The 18,695-nt window shown below is 65.4% G+C and carries 16 protein-coding genes; 5 read left to right on the top strand and 11 right to left on the bottom strand.

The genetic code is table 11. The features are described from left to right. The first annotated feature begins 75 nt into the window (after positions 1 to 75). Positions 76 to 975: a DMT family transporter gene (locus tag CLU87_RS03855; RefSeq protein ID WP_099729586.1), complete on the top strand. Its 900-nt coding sequence runs from the start codon at positions 76 to 78 to the stop codon at positions 973 to 975. Positions 976 to 1,072: 97 nt separating this feature from the next. Here the strand turns inward: CLU87_RS03855 and CLU87_RS03850 are convergent, their stop codons facing one another. From CLU87_RS03850 to CLU87_RS03840, 3 genes are all read right to left on the bottom strand, one after another. Beyond that, a complete protein-coding gene (locus CLU87_RS03850) occupies positions 1,073 to 3,742 on the bottom strand; it encodes an EAL domain-containing protein (RefSeq protein WP_099729585.1) in 2,670 nt (889 codons plus the stop codon). After that, complete coding sequence (locus tag CLU87_RS03845; protein WP_099729584.1) at positions 3,739 to 4,854, bottom strand: TRAP transporter substrate-binding protein; 1,116 nt, start codon at positions 4,852 to 4,854, stop codon at positions 3,739 to 3,741. Before CLU87_RS03845 ends, CLU87_RS03850 begins: the two co-directional genes overlap by 4 nt. A 153-nt stretch (positions 4,855 to 5,007) precedes the next feature. Further along, positions 5,008 to 5,838: an SDR family oxidoreductase gene (locus CLU87_RS03840; RefSeq protein ID WP_099729583.1), complete on the bottom strand. Its 831-nt coding sequence runs from the start codon at positions 5,836 to 5,838 to the stop codon at positions 5,008 to 5,010. Between the two features lie 115 nt (positions 5,839 to 5,953). Between CLU87_RS03840 and CLU87_RS03835 the strand changes: the two genes are divergently transcribed. Continuing rightward, complete coding sequence (locus CLU87_RS03835; protein WP_233193702.1) at positions 5,954 to 6,529, top strand: SH3 domain-containing protein; 576 nt, start codon at positions 5,954 to 5,956, stop codon at positions 6,527 to 6,529. Between the two features lie 12 nt (positions 6,530 to 6,541). Next, on the top strand, positions 6,542 to 7,582 hold the full coding sequence (locus CLU87_RS03830; protein ID WP_099729581.1) for a M48 family metalloprotease: 1,041 nt from the start codon (positions 6,542 to 6,544) through the stop codon (positions 7,580 to 7,582). A 56-nt stretch (positions 7,583 to 7,638) separates the two neighbouring features. On the opposite strand, the gene CLU87_RS03825 is transcribed toward CLU87_RS03830, so the two are convergent. The 8 genes from CLU87_RS03825 to CLU87_RS03790 all read right to left on the bottom strand — a co-directional run bounded on the left by CLU87_RS03825 (position 7,639) and on the right by CLU87_RS03790 (position 16,532). Next, the gene (locus CLU87_RS03825) at positions 7,639 to 8,538 is read right to left on the bottom strand and encodes a DMT family transporter (RefSeq protein WP_099729580.1); all 900 of its coding nucleotides are present in this window, start codon (positions 8,536 to 8,538) and stop codon (positions 7,639 to 7,641) included. A 190-nt stretch (positions 8,539 to 8,728) separates the two neighbouring features. Then, a complete protein-coding gene (locus CLU87_RS03820; RefSeq protein ID WP_056060948.1) occupies positions 8,729 to 10,027 on the bottom strand; it encodes a DUF3422 family protein in 1,299 nt (432 codons plus the stop codon). A 118-nt stretch (positions 10,028 to 10,145) separates the two neighbouring features. After that, complete coding sequence (locus CLU87_RS03815) at positions 10,146 to 11,657, bottom strand: tripartite tricarboxylate transporter permease (protein WP_056060945.1); 1,512 nt, start codon at positions 11,655 to 11,657, stop codon at positions 10,146 to 10,148. Positions 11,658 to 11,672: 15 nt separating this feature from the next. Next, positions 11,673 to 12,161, bottom strand: a complete 489-nt coding sequence (locus CLU87_RS03810) for a tripartite tricarboxylate transporter TctB family protein (RefSeq protein ID WP_056060942.1) — start codon at positions 12,159 to 12,161, stop codon at positions 11,673 to 11,675. Positions 12,162 to 12,357: 196 nt separating this feature from the next. Continuing rightward, positions 12,358 to 14,151, bottom strand: a complete 1,794-nt coding sequence (locus CLU87_RS03805) for a GspE/PulE family protein (RefSeq protein ID WP_099729579.1) — start codon at positions 14,149 to 14,151, stop codon at positions 12,358 to 12,360. A 13-nt stretch (positions 14,152 to 14,164) separates the two neighbouring features. After that, positions 14,165 to 14,929, bottom strand: coding sequence for a spermidine synthase (locus CLU87_RS03800; protein ID WP_099729578.1), 765 nt, complete (start codon positions 14,927 to 14,929; stop codon positions 14,165 to 14,167). Beyond that, a complete protein-coding gene (locus CLU87_RS03795; protein ID WP_099729577.1) occupies positions 14,930 to 15,559 on the bottom strand; it encodes a DNA-deoxyinosine glycosylase in 630 nt (209 codons plus the stop codon). 142 nt (positions 15,560 to 15,701) lie between these two features. Beyond that, positions 15,702 to 16,532 carry a TatD family hydrolase gene (locus CLU87_RS03790; protein ID WP_099729576.1) on the bottom strand — a complete coding sequence of 277 codons (831 nt, stop codon included), beginning with the start codon at positions 16,530 to 16,532 and terminating at the stop codon, positions 15,702 to 15,704. A 147-nt stretch (positions 16,533 to 16,679) separates the two neighbouring features. Here CLU87_RS03790 and CLU87_RS03785 point away from each other — a divergent pair, with 147 nt between their 5' ends. Both CLU87_RS03785 and CLU87_RS03780 read left to right on the top strand, forming a co-directional pair. Further along, positions 16,680 to 17,627, top strand: a complete 948-nt coding sequence (locus tag CLU87_RS03785) for a S1C family serine protease (protein WP_099729575.1) — start codon at positions 16,680 to 16,682, stop codon at positions 17,625 to 17,627. A gap of 44 nt (positions 17,628 to 17,671) precedes the next feature. Continuing rightward, the gene (locus CLU87_RS03780; protein ID WP_056060927.1) at positions 17,672 to 18,688 is read left to right on the top strand and encodes a MoxR family ATPase; all 1,017 of its coding nucleotides are present in this window, start codon (positions 17,672 to 17,674) and stop codon (positions 18,686 to 18,688) included. Positions 18,689 to 18,695: the final 7 nt, after the last annotated feature.

Genomic DNA, 18,695 nt, shown 5'->3' with positions numbered 1-18,695 from the left:
GCAGCACCGGTGCGTGCTGGGGCCTTGTGCCCCGGGCGCAGCAGGGCCCGGGCTGCACCGTTACAGTGCAGCCCCATGACTCAAAAAATCACACCCGGCACGGCCGTGCTGCTGGTGATTCCGCCCTTGCTGTGGGCCGGCAACGCTGTGGTGGGGCGGCTGGCGCATGACCTGATTCCCCCCATCACCCTGAACTTCATCCGCTGGGTGCTGGCCTTTGCCATCCTGCTGCCCCTGGCCCATGGCGTGCTGCGCGCCGACAGCCCGCTGTGGCCGCACTGGCGCCGCTATGCGCTGCTGGGCCTGCTGGGCATCGGGGCCTACAACGCGCTGCAGTACATGGCGCTGCAAACCTCCACCCCCATCAACGTGACGCTGGTCGGCTCCAGCATGCCGGTGTGGATGCTGGCCGTGGGCGCGCTGTTCTTCGGGGCCACCGTCACGCGGCGGCAGGTACTGGGGGCATTGCTGTCGGTGTGTGGTGTGCTGCTGGTGCTGAGCCGGGGCGAGTGGTCGCAGCTGCTGGCATTCCGTCTGGTGCCGGGCGATTTGTTCATGTTGCTGGCCACCATCTCGTGGGCGTTCTACAGCTGGCTGCTGTCGCGCACCAGCGAGCCCACCAGCATCCGGGGCGACTGGGCTGCGTTTTTGATGGCACAAATGGTGTTTGGACTGGCCTGGTCGGGCAGCTTTGCGGGGGCCGAATGGGCCAGCGGGCGCACGCACATCGCATGGGGATGGCCGCTGATAGCCGCCCTGGCCTTCATCGCCGTGGGGCCTGCGGTGCTGGCCTACCGCTGCTGGGGGGTGGGCGTGCAACGCGCCGGGCCTGCAGCTGCCGGGTTTTTCATCAACCTCACGCCGCTGTTTGCCGGGGTGCTCTCGGCGGCCTTTCTGGGCGACACGCCCAGGGCGTTCCATGCCGTGGCGTTCGCGCTGATCGTGGGTGGCATTGTGGTGTCGTCACGGCGTTGACGGGTTCAATTTTTGGTCCAAACCGGCAGTAGCGCTTATATTTATTGTCCCAATTGCTACACAAAGAGTAGCAAACGGCGCGACCTTTCTGGACCCATCAACCCGGAGCAGTGACCGTGGTGGCTGACTCCATCAACGCCTCCAGGTCCACCACCGGGGTGGGGCGCCCCAGCAGATAGCCCTGGAAGTACACACAGCCGTGCCGGGCCAGGAAGTCCTTCTGTGCCTCGGTTTCCACCCCTTCGGCAATCACATCCAGCTCCAGGTTGCGTGCCATGCCCAGGATGGTCTGGACGATCACATCGTCGGTGTGCCGCACCCCCAGGTTGCGCACAAAGGACTGGTCGATCTTGAGCTGGTCCAGCGGCAGCCGCGTGAGATACGCCAGCGATGAATAGCCGGTGCCAAAGTCATCCACCGAAAAGCGCACGCCCTTGGTCTTGAGCATGCCGATCTTGGCGATGGTGTCGTCCACGTTGTCCAGCACCAGTGATTCGGTGAGTTCGAGCTTGAGCAGGTGCGGCTTGGCGCCCGTCTCGCGCAGCACCTCCACCACCCGGGCCACAAAGTCGCGCTGGCGGAACTGCCGCGCACTCACGTTGACCGACACCTGCAGGTGCCGGTACCGCTCGTCCCCCTGCCAGGCCGCCAGCTGCTCGCAGGCCGTGCGCAGCACCCAGTGGCCCATGGGCACGATGAGTTCGCTTTCTTCGGCCACGCCTATGAACTCGCCGGGCGCAACCAGCCCGCGCTCGGGGTGCTGCCACCGGATCAGGGCCTCGGCGCCCACCATGCGGCCATCCAGGTGGAACTGCGGCTGGTAGTGCAGCACAAACTGCCGCGCGGTGAGCGCCATCTGCAGGTCGGTCTCCAGCTGCGCGCGCATGCTGATGACGATCTGCATCTGGGGGTCAAAAAAGCACAGCGCGTTGCGCCCTTGCGATTTGACTTGGTACATGGCGATGTCCGCCTCTTTCAGCAGGTCCACCGACGACTGCAGGCTGCCGCCCATCAGCGTGGCGCCAATGCTGGGCGTGCTGTGGTGCGCGTTCCCCCCCAGCGTGTAGGGCACGTTGAGTTTGCGCAGGATCTTCTCACCCACCCGGCGCGCCTGGGCGGCGGCCTCATCACGGTGCACCGACAGGTCGCTGAGCATGACCACAAATTCGTCGCCCCCCAGGCGCGCCACCGTGTCCTCGCGCCGCACGCAGGTCTTCAGGCGCTGAGCCACCTGGCGCAACAGCATGTCGCCCACCTCATGGCCCCGCGTGTCGTTCAGGGTCTTGAAGTGGTCCAGGTCCAGGAACAACAAGGCGCCGTACTGCCCGCTGCGCACGCTGGCGGCAATGGCTTGCTGCATGCGGTCCATCAACAGACGGCGGTTGGGCAGGTTGGTCAGCGGGTCGTAAAAGGCCAGGCTCTCGATCTCCGTGCTGGCCTTGCGCAGCGCAGTCACGTCGTGGTAGCTGATCACGAGGCCGCCATCGGGCGTGGCGCGTTCGGTGATCTGGATGGTGCTGCCATTGGCGTACGACTGTTCCCGCGGCTCGGGCTGGTGCTTTTGCCGCTCCAGGCGCTGGCTCACCCACCGCTTGCGCTCATCGTCGGACAGGCGGGGCACATGGTGCTCCACCGTGGCCTCCAGCACCGTTCGGAACGGAATGAGGGGCGTGATCACGCCCTGCAGCCACGGGAGAATCGTCTCCAGCTGGCGGTTCCACTGCACCACGCGATGCTGGCTGTCCAATAGCAAGAAGCCGCTCACCATGGACTCCAGCGCCTGGTCCAGCGTGGCCTTGGACTGCGCGATGGCCAGGCGGGCCTGGGACATCCGGTCCACGTAGCGCAGCGCCAGCACCCCCGCTGCAAAGATCATGGCGATGAACAGCGCGGTGGTCAGTGCAATGGCATCGCGCTGGTCGCGCCAGCCGGCGAGTGCCGCATCCAGCGGAATGCTGGCCGCGATGCGCAAGTCCTGGTACAGGATGGGCCGGAACACCACCAGCGATGGCTCGCCGGTCAATCGCGCAGGGGCCTGCCAGGCCATTCCCCGGTCGACCAAATCTCCGATGGGCGGCGTGAGGGTGGGCGCGGTCACGTCTTCGCGGTTGGGCACGCTCAGCAGCAGTTGCCCGGTGGCGCGCTCCAGCGTGACCTGCAGACCGCTGATGTCCACGCCCTGTACCAGCACCGAGCTCAGGGCCGACACCGGCAGCTCGGCCACGGCCACCACCCGCGAGCTGTCCGCCATGCGCAGGTGGCGAGCGAAGTACAACACTTTCTCGGAACTGGCAAAGCTCACCACCGGCGCGCTGACCATCAGGGTGGATACAGGTTGCTCCAGCACGCTCTCCAGAAAACCGGCCGGCAGTTGCACCAACAGGCTGGCGCCTGCGGGGTCGGACGACGCCAACGCCTTGCCCGTGCTGTCGAGCACCGCCACGTAGCGCACCATGAGGTTCTGCCGCGCCGACCCCCGCAGCCGCTGGCTGGCCGTATCGGCATCCAGCCACTTGGGCATGGCATTGGACAGTCCCAGCAGCTCGTCCATGCTGGCCAGCAGCACGTCCACGGCCAGCAGCGAGCGGTTGAGTGCCGCCTCTGCGCCCGCCACGAAGCGGGTGGCCTGGGCCTCGCTATCGGCCAGCGCGGCCTGGCGGGCATTCCACGCCAGGGTACCGGCCACCGCCACCACGGCCGCCACAAACACTGCAGCGCCCGCCCAGACATAGGCCTTGATGCGCGAAGGTGCGGCTGACTCTGTCATTTCGCAGGCGCTGCCTGCAGCCCACGCACTGGCCCGATGGTCTGGTTCCAGACCTGCGCGCAGCGAGCGCCGCAACGCTGCACCCAGCGCGGCAACACGGTGGATTCAAGGATCTCCTGGCGGCTGCGCTCATCCTGGGGCGACACGGGCACCACCACCATACTGCCCTTGGTGCCAGCGCTGCAGGTGGGGGCACCCCGGTTGCAAGCCAGCCCGTCGGCAGTTTCACGCTCGGACTCGGCCCAGATGGCAGCTTCCAGGCGGGGCAGTTCGCGCTTGAGCAGCGTGCGCAGGTCGGGCGGCAGCGCCGCCCAGGCGGCCTGGTTGGCACCGAACACGGCAAGCCCCCAGGTCACCGGCAGGGTGTGCACGTGGGTGGTGAGCGACGGCAGGCCAAGCATGTTGCCCGACATGGTGCCGGTGATGGCGCATTCGGTATTGCCCGCGGTCAAGCTGGGCACGATCTGCGAAAAGCTCGTCAGCACGGGTACCCCGCCCAAGGCACCCACAAAGTCGGCCTGGCTGGCCGACGACACACGCACGCGGCGGCCAGTCAGCTCGGCCAACGTACGCAGTGGCTTCTTGCAGAACACCACCTGCGCCGGGTACACGTAGATGGCGAGTGCCTCGACGCCATGCTGTTCGCGCAACGCCTTTTCAAGGTAGGGGCGAAACGCGGCCAGCGTGGTCTTGAGCGTGGCAAGGTCGGGGTTCAGTCCGGCCAGGTCAGGCGCTGTGTATTCGGGGTATTGCGCGGTGAAAGAACTCATCAGGGTGGTGCCAAAAGGAACCACGCCCAGCTGCAGCAAACGCAGCATCTCGGCCCCAGGCACGCCAGCCCGGTCAAAGGGCACGATCTCTGCCTGGAAGCGCCCGGCGCTCAGGCGAGAAAGCTCCTTGGTCCAGAAGGGCTCTTCCTGCCGGACGTACTGGCTGATACCGGCCAGACCGCCCACGATGCGCAACCGGTACGGAGCTGCCGCTGCAGTGCCCGCACCCGCCGCGCTGGCCGCATCGGAGGCCTGCACAGCGGCCCCAACGCACAGCGCCAGACACAGCAGGGTGCAGTGGCGTTTCAGGCGCAGCAGAAAGGGAATGTGGACAGATTGCATGGCGGCGGACAGTGGCAGGCGCTGGCCCGCAGTATTCCACCAATTATTCAGCGCTCCGGTAAAGCTGTCGGCAAAACACCACGCCAACCTCCGTTCTGCGCAAGCACTGCGCCACACGGCCCACCAGCCGTGCCTCGTCGGGCCCGGCCTGCGTCAGAACGTACCGGGGTAGGCACCACCGTCGGCCAGCACGTTCTGTCCCGTCATGTAGCCCGCGTGCACGCTGCACAGGAAGGCGCAAATGGCACCAAACTCTTCGGCCGTGCCATACCGCCCTGCCGGAATCTGCGCCTGCTGCGCGAAGCGCACATCCTGGACGCTCTTGCCCGCCTTGCTGGCGGCTGCCGTGACGGTGGCTGCGAGCCGGTCGGTGTCGAACTTGCCAGGCAGCAGGTTGTTGATGGTCACCCCGCTCGCTGCAATCTTGCTGCGCGACACACCCGCCACAAACCCCGTGAGACCACTGCGCGCGCCGTTGGACAGGCCCAGGATGTCGATGGGCGCCTTCACGGCGCTGGAAGTGATGTTGACGATGCGGCCAAACCCGCGTGCAGCCATGCCATCCACCGTGGCCTGGATCAGTTCGATGGGGGTCAGCATGTTGGCGTCCACAGCCTTGATCCAGGCGTCGCGGTTCCAGTCGCGGAAGTCGCCGGTGGGTGGGCCGCCTGCGTTGGTGACCACGATGTCGAAGTCACGGCCCGGTCCTCCGGCCACCGAGAACACCGCCGCACGCCCTTCGGGCGTGGTGATGTCGGCCGCCACAGCCAGCACCTGGGGTGAGGCACCCTTTTGGCCGCTGGCGCCGGTCTTGTTTGCACTTTCAGCTATCAAACGAGTAGCAGCCTGTTCGAGCGCCTCGGCACTGCGGGCGTTGATGACCACATTGACACCCTCGCGCACCAAAGCCTGCGCGCAGCCATAGCCCAGCCCCTTGCTCGCGCCACACACCAGCGCCCATTTGCCTGCAATACCCAAATCCATAACAATCTCCGGTTTCACGCTGCATGCCGCAGCCACAACAAATCATAAGTGGAGAGTTACAAAAATGATCCGGCTGCACTGCAGAGCCCTGACTCCCTGGCTGGCATCGGGCGTGATGGCTCTCGCGCCTTTTCTGACAGGCACAGCACATGCCCAGGAGGCAGCCGTCGTCAAGCGCGCCACCCAACTGCGCGACAGCCCCACAGAAAACGGCGCCAGTGTGGCGCCCCTGGAAGCGAACGCGGTGGTCACGCGCACCAGTGAGCGCAAGGGCCCCTGGACCAAGGTCAGTACGCAACAAGGCGCCACGGGCTGGGTGCACATGTTTGACCTGGGCCCGCAGTCTGGCGCTGCTCCTACCAGTGGAAATGCAGCCACCAGCGGCATGCGCGGCCTGGGCGGCCTGTTTGGCAGCAACAGCGGCGGCACCACGACAGCCACCTCCACCGTGGGCATCCGGGGTCTGGGAGCCGAAGACATCGCCAAGGCGCAACCCAACCCGGCTGCCGTGACCCAGGCCGAGGGGCTGCGGGTCAACGCCGACCAAGCCCGCCAGTTCGCCAGCAATGCGTCGCTGCAGCCACGCAACGTGGCACCCCTGGCGGAGCCGCCCCGGCCCTCCTCCAGCAGCGGATCGGGGGCGACAGGCTCGTCCAACAATCCGTCCGACCCCAATTTCAGCCCCAACTGAGCGAGAGCTGCCATGCGTCTGCCCCCATCCCTCTCCCGCACCCGGCTGCTCGCTGCGGCGTGCACCGCCCTGGCCCTGACCCTGCTCCCCAGCCAGGGACAGAGCCAGGGGGTCATGAATCTGCTCAACGCCCTGGGTGGTGGCAGCTCCACCAGCAACACCGGCGGAGGCCTGCTGGGCGCCATCACCGGTGGAGGCAGCCCCGCAGGCCAGGGAGATGACCTCATCAGCATGCTCACCCGTTCGGTCGAGAGCATCGACGAGCCCCGCGAGATCGAAATCGGTCGCCAACTCTCGGCCGTGCTGCTGGGCAGCAAACCCCTGCACCCGGACATGGCACTGCAGCGGTATGTGAATCAGCTGGGGCGCTGGATCAGCCTGCAATCGCCCCGCCCCAACCTGCCGTGGACCTTTGTGGTGCTGGACGACTCGGGGTACAACGCCTTTGCGGCCCCGGGGGGGTATGTGTTCGTGACCAAGGGCCTGATCGACCGCTGCGCCGACGAGGCCGAGCTGGCTGGCATCCTCGCCCACGAAATCACCCACGTCACCGCCAAACACCACCTGCTGGCCATTCGCAAGACCGCACAGTCGGGCATGCTGACCCAGTTGGTGGCTTCCCAGATCAAGACCAACGCCGTGGGCAACGTGGTGGCCTCGCAATTTTTGGCACTGGGGCGCAACCTGTACGCACGCGGCCTGGACCAGACCGATGAATACGATGCCGACCGCACTGGCGTGGCCCTGGCCACCCGCGCGGGGTTTGATCCCTATGGACTGGTGTCGGTGCTGCAGCACCTGCGCACCGCCACGCCTGACAACCCGGCCTTCACGCTGGCACTGGCCACGCACCCGCCGGCACAGGCGCGTCTGGAGCAACTGGAGCTGGCCATGGGCAAGAACCTCGATGGATTCACTGGCACGGCCCCCGTGACGGTGGCCCAGCGCATGAATCCCAAGACTGCGCCCGCAGCAGCTGCGGTGCCGTCGCCTGCAGCACCGGCCGAGGCACCAGCCCGCAGCAAGGCAGCTCCCAAAAAGAAGACGTCATAAAAGCAAGCAGAGCGGCCCTTGTCACGGCGCCCCAAAGGGCTGCGGGATGTGGGCTGTCAGGCCCTGCGCGCCATGCGGGTAAAAATGAAGATACCCGCGACCACGAGCACCGTCCCGACAGCGACCCACACCGTGAACGGTTCGCCCAGAATCCACACGCCCATGAGGATGGTGGACAACGGGCCCACCATGCCCGTCTGCGCGGCCATGCCTGCGCCGATGCGCTCAATGGCCATCATCACCATCAGCACGGGCGCGGCCGTGCACAAGGTGGCGTTGAGCACCGACAGCCAGATCACCTCAGGCGCAACGACTGCCGCACTCAGCGGCCGCAGCACCACAAACTGCAACAGGCAGCACAGGCAAGCCACGGTGGTGGCAAGCCCCACCAACCGCAGCGCGCCCAGGCGCTGCACCATCTCGCCGCTGTAAACCAGGTAGATGGCATAGCTGACTGCGCTCAGGAACACCAGCAAGGTGCCCCAGGCAGCATTGGCACCCTGCAGGTTGGCCTCGTGGCCAAACACCAGAACCACGCCGCTGTAGCTCACCAGCATGCCTGCCGCCTGGGCCCAGCGGATACCACGTCCGTACAACACCCAGCCCAGCAACACGACCAGCGTGGGGTTGAGGTACAGGATGAGGCGCTCCAGGCTGGCGCTGATATAGGCAAGCCCTGCAAAGTCGAGAAAACTCGCCAGATAGTAGCCGGTGACACCCAGGCCCAACACGCCCAGCCAGTCCTTGCGGGTGAGCGGCGGTTTGCCCCGGCTGGCCCACCAGGCCATCACGGCAAAGATGGGCAGCGCAAACAGCATGCGGTACATGATGAGCGTGACCGCATCCACCCCATGGCGGTAGGCCAGCTTGACGATGATGGCCTTGCCGCTGAAGGCGATGGAGCCCAGGAATGCCAGCACAAGGCCGGAGGCAATGCTCTTCTTTTCAGTAGTCACGGGTACGAAAGGACGCAAAGCGCCTGCTGAAGTATCTGCCGGACAGTGGTCGCCGGAGCGTTGCGCCCAGTGTGACACGGCAAGGCTGGTGCAGGCCATCGAACCTCTGCGCGGGCGCCCCCTTCATCAACGATGGCTGACAAGCCAAAGTGCACCCCGTGCCGCTCGACAGATCGGTGGGCCAACCGCCTTAGCGGTGTTTGTGGAACACCCGCTGGTGCAGCCGCCGCAGTGACCACCACACCCCTGCCGCCACCACCGGAATCGCGAGGGCTGCCGTAGTCTCCGGCGACAACGGCCAGCCCAGTTTTTGCGCGCCCTTGGCCAGGTAGCTGACGAGCCCGACGATGTAATAGGTAATGGCCGCCACAGACAACCCCTCCACGGTGGACTGCATCTGCAACTGCAGATCCTGCCGGTGGTTCATGGTGGTCAGCAGCGCCTGGCTGCTTTGCTGCTGTTCGATCTCTACCCGGGTGCGCAGCAGGTTGCTCATGCGCGATACGCGCTGCGACAGCGCATCCTGCCGACGGGTTGCCCACTCACAGGTACTCCGAGCGGGGGTCAGGCGCCGGTCCATGAACTCCCGGATGGTCTGCATGCCCGCCAGGCGGGACTCGGCAATGTCCTGGATACGGCGGTCCAGCAATTCAAAGTAGGCACTGCTGGCCGAGAAGCGCGAGTGCGTGGCTGCGTACTGACTTTCCACCTGCCCGGCCAGGCGCGTCAGCCGATCGAGCAAGGCGGGCTCGTCGTCACGGTTGGCCGTGCGGATGGCTTCAGCCAGCGCCGCCAGTTCGCGCTCAGCAAAGGCCAGCACGCTGGCAGCCTCGCGAGCGGCAGGCAGACCGAGCAAGGCAGCCATGCGGTAGGTCTCGATTTCCAGCAGGCGCTGCACCAAACGCCCCAGGCGCCGTGGTGTCATGCCCCCTGCAAGCAGCACCATGCGCGAAAAGCCGTCGGCGTGGATCGCAAAGTCGGTGTACACCTCACCATGCCCGTCGGCCACGGTAGAGGCTACCAATGTGTCTTCGTGCAGAACATGCTTGACCAGAGAGCCCGATCCAAAGGTGTGTGTGGGCAGCACCCACAGGTTCAGGCTGCACAGGCACTGGCCGGGCAAAGCTGCAAGCCAGTCGTGCGGAACGGAATCCACGGCACTGACCGGCTCCCGCTCTCCAAAAGCCTCCACCGGCGCCGGGACCATGAAGGTCCAGGTGACGAATTCGGTGTGCATCTCCCAGCGCATCCGAAAAGCGCCCAAGTCCATCCGCAAGTGGGTGGTCTGGGCGTCGGGCAGCGCCATGTGGTGGTCCCGCAGGAGCGCGGCCACATGGGCCCGGCTGGCCTCGCGCCCTGCCGCATCGGCCAGCATCACGATGTGGGCGATGGCCAGTGGGGCATTCATCGCCTCGGGCGGGCGGGCGTGGATTTCGTTGTGCAGCATCGCCCGGTGCGGGTGCTGCGTGGGATGAAACGGTGTGGACATGCGGACCTCTGCCCGCAATTGTGTACTGGCGACAGCCGTACCACGTGGACGCCACTGCCCAAAAAACAACGGCACTCGAAGGTGCCGTTGATCAGGGTGAGAAAAGAATCGGAACCGATCAGTCTTCCACAAACGCTTCTTCGCGCTTGTTCTTGACTGAAGGCAGCAGCACGATGATGAGCAGCAGTGCCGCAGCCGCCAACAGGCCAGCCGACAGCGGACGCGTCACAAACACGCTCCAGTCACCACGCGACAGCAGCAGCGCACGGCGCAGGTTCTCTTCCATCATGGGGCCTAGAATGAAGCCCAGCAGCAAAGGTGCAGGCTCGGTGCCCAACTTGTGAAAGATGTAGCCAATCAGACCAAACGCACCCACCATCCAGATGTCGAAGGTGTTGTTGTTGGTGGAGTACACACCCACCGCGCAGAACAGCACGATGGACGGATACAGCCAGCGGTAAGGCACGGTCAGCAGCTTGATCCAGATGCCGATGAGCGGCAGGTTCAGAATCACCAACATGGCGTTGCCGATCCACATCGACGCGATCAGGCCCCAGAACAGTTCGGGGTTGCTCGTCATCACCTGGGGACCAGGCTGGATGTTGTGGATGGTCATGGCACCCACCATCAGCGCCATCACGGCATTCGGCGGGATACCCAGCGTCAGCAGAGGGATGAACGAGGTTTGCGAACCTGCGTTGTTGGCCGACTCAGGGGCCGCTACACCGCGGATGTTGCCTTGGCCAAAGGGCACTTCGCCAGGACGCAGCTTGGTCTTCTTTTCCACCGTATAGGCAGCAAAAGCGGCCAGCAAGGCACCACCACCGGGCAAGATGCCCAGAGCAGAACCCAGCGCTGTGCCCCGCAGCACAGCGGGGATCATGTTCTTGAAGTCTTCCTTGGTGGGGAACAGACCTTCCACCTTGGCAGTGAACACCTCACGCTCATCATCGGGGCGCGAGAGGTTGGCGATGATTTCACCGTAACCGAACACACCCATGGCGATGGTCACAAAACCGATGCCGTCGGTCAGTTCTGGGATATCGAAGCTGAAGCGCGCCACACCCGAGTTCACGTCGGTCCCCACCAGGCCCATCAGCAGGCCCAGCACGATCATGGCCACCGCCTTGAGTAACGAACCCGAGGCCAACACCACGGCACCGATCAGGCCCAAGGTCATCAGCGAGAAGTATTCGGCAGGGCCGAACTTGAACGCGACTTCGGTCAGCGGAGGCGCAAAGGCCGCCAGGATCAGCGTGCCCACGCAGCCCGCAAAGAACGAACCCAGGCCCGCAGCCGCCAGCGCCGGCCCCGCTCGCCCCTTGCGCGCCATCTGGTAGCCGTCAATCACGGTCACCACCGACGAGGACTCGCCTGGCAGGTTCACCAGAATTGCGGTGGTGGAACCACCGTACTGGGCACCGTAGTAAATACCAGCCAGCATGATCAGCGCCGCCACCGGGGGCAGCGCATAGGTGGCGGGCAGCAACATGGCGATGGTCGCCACCGGGCCAATGCCTGGCAACACGCCAATGAGCGTGCCGAGCAAACAGCCCACAAAACAGTAAATCAGGTTCTGGAAGGTGAAAGCAACACCAAAACCCAACGACAAGTTGTTAATAAGATCCATGGTCGGTGCTCCTGCTTAACCTGCGATGAAACTCGGCCACACAGGAAACTGCAGCTTGAGCGCCCACACAAAAGCCACATAGCTGCCGATGGCCAGCACGGTGGCGAGAACAAATACGGCCTTGGCATTGAACTCATTGCCAGCCAGGCTGGAGATGAAGGTCAGTGCATAGATGCCCACGATGAGCCCCATGGCCGGGATGCCCAGGCTAGGCAAGCCGCCCAGCAGAATGCCGAAGGCAAAGTTGGCGGCCAGGATGAAGAACAGCGGCTTCCAGGCCCATTTGCCGATCTTGTCGCCGTCGGCGGTTTCCACGGTAAGCGCCTTGAAGGTGATCACGCTGCCGATGAGGGCCAGCAAGATACCCAGCAACAACGGGAAGTAGCCAGGGCCCATGCGCGCGCCAGTGCCCACGTTGTAAGTGGTGGCACCCCACGCAAATGCGACCCCAACGCCCATGAACATGAGCCCGGACGCAAAGTCTTTATTACTCTTGATTTTCACGAATTGTCTCCTTGACGGAATTCTCGACTGCGCGATTGTGCTGGCAAGGAGTAGGCGGCGCGATGTGGATTCCACCTACATCCGGTAACGCCTGGCAGGCATGCACCACCGGGCGAGTCGCCCAGGAGACTGTCTCGAAAACCACTCTGGAAGACGGCTGGCCAACCGCAGAGGAATGACCGCCCCTCCCCTTCTCTCACTCCAGAGGCGGTGTCGCCGCAACCACCTCTTCCATGGTGGTCAGCCCCTCAGCCACGCGCAGCGCACCCGCCAGGCGCAAGGGACGCATGCCGTCTTGCACGGCCTGGCGGCGCAGTACGTCAATGGAAGGCGCCTGGGTGATTTTGTCCTTGAGCGCCTCGCTGACGGTGAGCAATTCATAGAGCCCCATGCGGCCCCTGAAACCGCCCATGCGGCAATCCACGCAGCCGACCGGCTTGTACGGGTGGTAGCTACCACTGATCTTCCAGGGCTTGACCACCTCGGTCAGGGCTTCGCGGCTCGCGGCCTCATCCTTTTGTTTGCACTGCTTGCACAGCGTGCGCACCAGCCGTTGGGCCAGCACGCCCAGCAAGGTGGCATTGAGGAGGTACGACGGCACACCCAGCTCCATCATGCGGGTGATGGCGCTGGGGGCATCGTTGGTGTGCAGGGTAGAGAACACCAGGTGGCCCGTCAGCGCCGCCTGGATGGCCATCTCGGCGGTCTCCAGGTCGCGGATCTCACCCACCATGATGATGTCAGGGTCCTGCCGCATCAGGGCGCGCAGGCCTTCGGCAAAGTTGAAGTCGAGCTGCGGCTGCACCTGGGTCTGGTTGAAGCTGGGCTCGATCATTTCGATGGGGTCTTCCACCGTGCTCACGTTGACCTCTTCGGTGGCCACGCGCTTCAGGGTCGAGTACAGCGTGGTGGTCTTGCCCGAGCCCGTGGGGCCAGTCACCAGGATGATGCCGTGCGGCCGCTTGACCAACGCCTCCCAGCGCTGCGCATCGTGCTGCGCAAAGCCCAGGGCATCAAGGTCCTTGACCGCGTTGTCCGGGTCAAAAATGCGCATGACCATCTTTTCGCCAAACGCAGTGGGCAAGGTGGACAGGCGCATTTCCACCTCTTCGCCCCGCTGGTTGCGGGTCTTGATGCGGCCGTCCTGTGGGCGGCGTTTTTCCACCACATCGATGCGACCCAGCAACTTGATGCGCGCCACCATCGCGTTGTGCACGCCCATGGGCATCTGGTAGACCGGGTGCAGCACACCGTCGATGCGAAAACGGATCACGCCCTGGTCGCGGCGCGGCTCCAGGTGAATGTCGCTCGCGCGCTGGTCAAACGCGTACTGCCAGAGCCAGTCCACCACCTTGACCACGCCCTGGTCGTTGGCATCGAGCTGCTTGTTGCTCTTGCCCAGCTCCACCAGCTGCTCAAAGCTGCTGCCACCCGAGTTGCCGCCAGCCTTCTGCGCGGCGCGCACCGACTTGGCCAGCGCAAAAAATTCGGCCGTGAAGCGGTGGATGTCTTGGGGGTTCGCCACCACCCGGCGCACCGAGCGGCGCGACTGGCGCTCCACCTCGGCCACCCAGTCATCAATGAAAGGCTCGGCCGTGGCCACCACCACTTCTTTGCTGGTCACCTGCACAGGCAGCACCTTGTGGCGTTCCGCATAAGTGGCGCTCATGGTGTCTGCTACGCGCCCCACATCCACCTTGAGGGGGTCGATGCGCAGGTAGGCGAGGCCCGCACGTTGCGCCAGGTACTCGGACAGCGCCTCGATGTCGAGCGGCTTGCTGTCGCTGGCGCGCTCCATGGCCACACTGGCCAGGCGCACCAGGGCATGCTGGGAGCTCTCAGCCTGCGAACAGCGGGCGATGGTGCGTTGCGCTTCCTCGCGCGAGATCACCTTGTCATCGCTGAGCCACTGCACCATGCGGCGCCAGTCCACCGGACCAATGTGTGAAGCCGACTTCAGCCGGTCAGGGGTCACGACAGGAGCATTCATTGCAAGATTCCTCTCAGGGGTTCACAGGCTTGAACACCCGCAGCCATTTGGTGGTGGGCAGGTCCCACCGCGCCTGAATCGCCTCGGCCCGCTCGGCCAGTTCTGCGCGCTTGGGCCGCGTGGGGGTGCGCTGGGCCAGCACCACCGTGTTGCCTTCATGCGTGGGCTTGAACGCCCACAGCGCATCGCTGCCAAACGCCTGGGACATGCTCTGCAGGCTGCGGTCAAAGCTCGACGCGCGGCCGAACAGGTTCACGGTCATGCAGCCCGTCTCCGTGAGCAGTGCGCGGCAGTCGGCATAAAAATCGGGGCTATCGAGCACGGGGGCCGCAGCCTCGTGGTCATACAGGTCCACAGCCAGCGCATCCACCGTGCCCAGCCACATGGGGTTCTGGATCTCCTTGGACGCATCGGCCAGCACCACGCGCAGCTTGGGGCCGTCGGGCGGCAGCTTGAACCACTGGCGGCACACGGCCAGCACCTGCGGGTTCAGCTCGATGGCGGTGGTGCAGATGCGCAGCTTTTTGTGGCAGAACTTGGTGATGGCACCCGCTCCCAGGCCCAACTGCATGGCATGGCCCTTGGACACCTGCGCCAGGTCGGCAAACAGCAACCAGGCCATCATGCGCTGCACGTATTCCAGCTCCAGGGCAAATGGCTCGTCGATGCGCATGGAGCCCTGGATCCAGGGCGTGCCCAGGTGCAGGTGGCGCACTTCGCCGTCGTCAGACACGCTGACTTCGGGCAGTTCTTGCAAGGTTTCTTTTTTACGGGCCATTCACAGCAATCCGTGCCGGGCCATCACATCGGCCCAGGCGGTCAATTTACGTTCAAAACTCCAGGAGGCGTTGGCCGGGCTGGTCGATGGCAGCCGCACAGCCTCGATGGCACGTGCGCCTGACGTGCCCACATCATGCGGCAAGAGCGTCGGCGGCCCGGCAGCTCCCAGCGCGGCAAGCGCCGCCGGCGCGTGCCGAAAACTCTCCGCACCGTTGTGCGCCAGCGCGGCCAGCCGGGGGCAAACGCTGCGCAGCGCCGCAAAGTCGTTGAGCCGGGCGTTACGGATACTGGTGTCCAGGCTGCCCTCGCGCTCGCAGCTCTGGTACACGTCCCACAGGCCCAGGCCGCGATCCAGCAGCCAGGCACAGCGGTCTACATAGCCATCCGGCCCCGCCGGGGGCAAGGGATGCTGGGGCCACAAGGCGTTCAGGATCTTCCAGAAATGGTTCTGGGGGTGCGCGTAGTACTGGCGGGCTTGCAATGACGCAGCCCCCGGAAAACTGCCCAGCACCAGCACCACGGTGCGCACACCTGCCACCGGCGGAAGGCCCAGCCAGCGCGCGGATGGGCCGACGGCGTCAGGAGTGGCGGCCACAGACGGATCGGCGGCAACAGGGACTGGGGACATGGGGCAATTTTGGCCCCAAAGGGCCGTCAGCCCCGTCCGGCAGCACAAAAAAGATAGCTGTCGGCCCTTTGCCACAGAGCGTCAAGCTACCAAATTTCTCCCCATTTATCTTTTTGCCGATCCATCATCCACCCTGCAATGGCTACCCGTCTGTCAGCAGCCCCTCCAACCGGGGCAAGGCGGCCAAGGCATTGGCCCTGGTGCTGCCAGCCAGCGCCGGCACAGACTCGCCGCGCAACTGGGCCACCACGGCCGCAATGCCGGGTAGTTCCCCCGGACTGTTGCGGCCCTGGGGCCGCCCTGCAGCGCGCTCAGCCGCCGTGGTGTAGAGCCAGTGGGGCGGAATGTCAGGCGCGTCGGTCTCCAGCACCAGGGCATCGCCGGGCAGCTCGGTGGCCAGACGGCGCAGCTGCAGGGCGCGGTCATAGGTCACCGCACCGCCAAATCCCAGCTTGAAGCCCAGGCCGATGAACGCCTGCGCCTGTTGCAGGCTGCCGTTGAAGGCATGTGCAATGCCGCCGCGCACCGGCAAATCCCGCAGGCCCTTGAGCAGCTTGTCGGCAGAGCGGCGCACATGCAGGATCACCGGCAGGTCAAACCGCCGGGCCAGCTGCAGCTGTGCGCGGTAAAACCGCTCCTGGCGCGCCGGGTCGAGGCCCGGCACAAAGTAATCAAGGCCGATCTCGCCTATCGCCACCAGGCGCGGGTCTGGATGGTGCTGCTCCAGGTATCCGGCCAGATGCTGCAGGTCCTCCTCCTCGGCGCGCCCTGTGTAGAGGGGATGAACGCCCAGCGCATAGCTGTCCCCATGCTGGTGCGCCAGCGCCCGCACGGTGTCCCAGTTGCTGCGCTCCACGGCCGGAATCACGCAATGGCAAACGCCTTGCGCCGCCGCCAGTGTGCGGACTGCACTGCGGTCGGCATCAAACTCGGGGGCGTCGAGGTGGCAGTGGGTATCGATCCAGGCGGTCATGCGCCGATGATGCCCGATGCAGCTTGCAAAGGCTGCGGTCGCAGGGGACGGTGGGCCCGTGTAGCCCTGCATGTGCATTTGCCCGCAAACCGTGCTACCGTCATTTGCGTGCGCCAGGCCCTGGCGTGTACGAGCAAAGGTGACAGGATGCCCCGGCCCGCCCTCTACAGCAGCTCCCGCCCCGCCCGCAGCCGCACGCCTGCGGCGGTGGATGCCACCGAAGCCGTGGTCTCTGCAGCGCCGCCCGCAGATGATTCGCCAGCGACGAACGCCGCCACCGCAGCCGCCACGCCCCCGAATTCCCGGGCATTCAAACGCCAGCTGGTTGCCCTGTGGACCATCGTGGTGCTGTTGGCCGCCTTGCTGGTAGCCAGCGCCTGGCACAACACCCGCAGCCCCGCCCGCAAGATCACCCAGGACGACATCGACGCCGCGGTGCTGCGCACGCTGGAGACCACCACCCCGCCCTCTGCCGCCGCGCGCGCCGTGGAGAGCATCGGCCCCTCGGTGGTGCGCGTGGTGGGCTACGGGCGCAGCAAGAACGGCAAGGAAGAGGTCGAGCGCGGCATCGGCACGGGCGTGGTCATCGTGGACAAAGGCGTCATCCTGACCAACCTGCATGTGGTTGCGGGCTCAGACCGCATCGGCATCACCTTCCACGACGGACTGGAAACCACGGCCAGCATCACCGGCGTACAACCCGAAAACGACCTGGCCGTGCTGCAGGCCCACAAGGTGCCCGACGACCTGGAGGCCGCCACCCTGCGGTCCACCCAGAACCTGCGCCCGGGCGACCATGTGGTGGCCGTCGGCTTTCCTTTTGGCATCGGCCCGTCGGCCTCGGCGGGCGTGGTGTCCGGCCTGCAGCGCGAGTTCACGTCGCCCGAGGGCAAGCGCCAGCTCAGCAATCTGATCCAGTTCGACGCAGCGGCCAACCCTGGCAACTCTGGCGGCCCGCTGGTGACGATGGACGGCGAGGTGGTGGGCATCGTCACCGCCATCCTCAACCCCACGCAGGCGCGCACCTTCATCGGCATCGGTTTTGCGGTGCCCATCGAAAACGCGGCGTCCGCCGTCGGCATGCCCCCGTTCTGACCGTACGCCGCCCCACCACTTCACTCGTCATCGCAAGGAGCCCCATGTCATCCAGCACGTCGCCCAATGCATCGAACGCTGCCACCGCCACGCTGATGGAACAGGTGCTCTACGAGGTCAAACGCGTGGTGGTCGGGCAAGACCGCTTTCTGGAGCGTGTCATGGTCGCCATGCTGGCCCAGGGCCACCTGCTGGTCGAGGGCGTGCCGGGCCTGGCCAAGACGCTGACGGTGAAAACACTCGCCAGCACCATTCAGGGCAGCTTCAAGCGCATCCAGTTCACACCCGACCTGGTGCCCGCCGACCTGGTGGGCACGCGCATGTACAACCAGAAAACCGGCGAGTTCAGCACCACGTTGGGGCCCGTTTTCACCCACCTGCTGCTGGCCGACGAAATCAACCGCGCGCCCGCCAAGGTGCAGAGCGCGCTGCTGGAGGTGATGCAGGAGCGCCAGGTGACCATTGCAGGCGAAACCCACAAGGTGCCTGAGCCCTTCCTGGTGATGGCCACCCAGAACCCCATCGAGACCGAAGGCACCTACGCGCTGCCCGAGGCGCAGGTGGACCGTTTCATGATGAAGGTGCTGCTGGGCTACCCCACCGAGGAAGAAGAATTCGTGATCGCCCAGCGCGCGCTCGATGTGCCCGTGCAGGTGCTACCCGTGGCCACCACGGCGCAGCTGGCGGCATTGCAGGCCGAATGCCGCACCGTGTATGTGGACCCGTCGATGCTGCAATACGCCGTGAAGCTGGTGGCAGCCACCCGCGAGCCCGCACGACATGGCCTGAAGGACCTGGCCGGCTACATCAGCTGCGGCGCCAGCCCGCGCGCCACCATTGCCCTGGCCGAGGGGGCTCAGGCCCTGGCCATGCTGCGCGGGCGCAACTACGTGCTGCCCGAAGACATGACCGATCTGGCCGCCGATGTGCTGCGCCATCGCGTGGCGCTGTCGTACGAAGCGCTGTCCGACGGGCTGGATGCCGACGCACTCATCCAGCGCATCATGGCCAAGATCCCGGCACCAGCACGTCCCTTGCATCACGAGCAAAAAGCTGCTTGAGGTGTCA

The organism is Acidovorax sp. 59, assembly GCF_002754175.1.
Classification (GTDB): domain Bacteria; phylum Pseudomonadota; class Gammaproteobacteria; order Burkholderiales; family Burkholderiaceae_C; genus Acidovorax; species Acidovorax delafieldii.
This window is presented reverse-complemented; position numbering and strand designations above follow the sequence as displayed.

Bases quoted from the DNA above. Each gene is read 5' to 3' on its own strand.
- CLU87_RS03855 (WP_099729586.1), top strand. From the start codon at position 76: ATGACTCAAAAAATCACACCCGGCACGGCCGTGCTGCTGGTGATTCCG.
- CLU87_RS03850 (WP_099729585.1), bottom strand. From the start codon at position 3,742: ATGACAGAGTCAGCCGCACCTTCGCGCATCAAGGCCTATGTCTGGGCG.
- CLU87_RS03845 (WP_099729584.1), bottom strand. From the start codon at position 4,854: ATGCAATCTGTCCACATTCCCTTTCTGCTGCGCCTGAAACGCCACTGC.
- CLU87_RS03840 (WP_099729583.1), bottom strand. From the start codon at position 5,838: ATGGATTTGGGTATTGCAGGCAAATGGGCGCTGGTGTGTGGCGCGAGC.
- CLU87_RS03835 (WP_233193702.1), top strand. From the start codon at position 5,954: ATGGCTCTCGCGCCTTTTCTGACAGGCACAGCACATGCCCAGGAGGCA.
- CLU87_RS03830 (WP_099729581.1), top strand. From the start codon at position 6,542: ATGCGTCTGCCCCCATCCCTCTCCCGCACCCGGCTGCTCGCTGCGGCG.
- CLU87_RS03820 (WP_056060948.1), bottom strand. From the start codon at position 10,027: ATGTCCACACCGTTTCATCCCACGCAGCACCCGCACCGGGCGATGCTG.
- CLU87_RS03815 (WP_056060945.1), bottom strand. From the start codon at position 11,657: ATGGATCTTATTAACAACTTGTCGTTGGGTTTTGGTGTTGCTTTCACC.
- CLU87_RS03805 (WP_099729579.1), bottom strand. From the start codon at position 14,151: ATGAATGCTCCTGTCGTGACCCCTGACCGGCTGAAGTCGGCTTCACAC.
- CLU87_RS03800 (WP_099729578.1), bottom strand. From the start codon at position 14,929: ATGGCCCGTAAAAAAGAAACCTTGCAAGAACTGCCCGAAGTCAGCGTG.
- CLU87_RS03795 (WP_099729577.1), bottom strand. From the start codon at position 15,559: ATGTCCCCAGTCCCTGTTGCCGCCGATCCGTCTGTGGCCGCCACTCCT.
- CLU87_RS03790 (WP_099729576.1), bottom strand. From the start codon at position 16,532: ATGACCGCCTGGATCGATACCCACTGCCACCTCGACGCCCCCGAGTTT.
- CLU87_RS03785 (WP_099729575.1), top strand. From the start codon at position 16,680: ATGCCCCGGCCCGCCCTCTACAGCAGCTCCCGCCCCGCCCGCAGCCGC.
- CLU87_RS03780 (WP_056060927.1), top strand. From the start codon at position 17,672: ATGTCATCCAGCACGTCGCCCAATGCATCGAACGCTGCCACCGCCACG.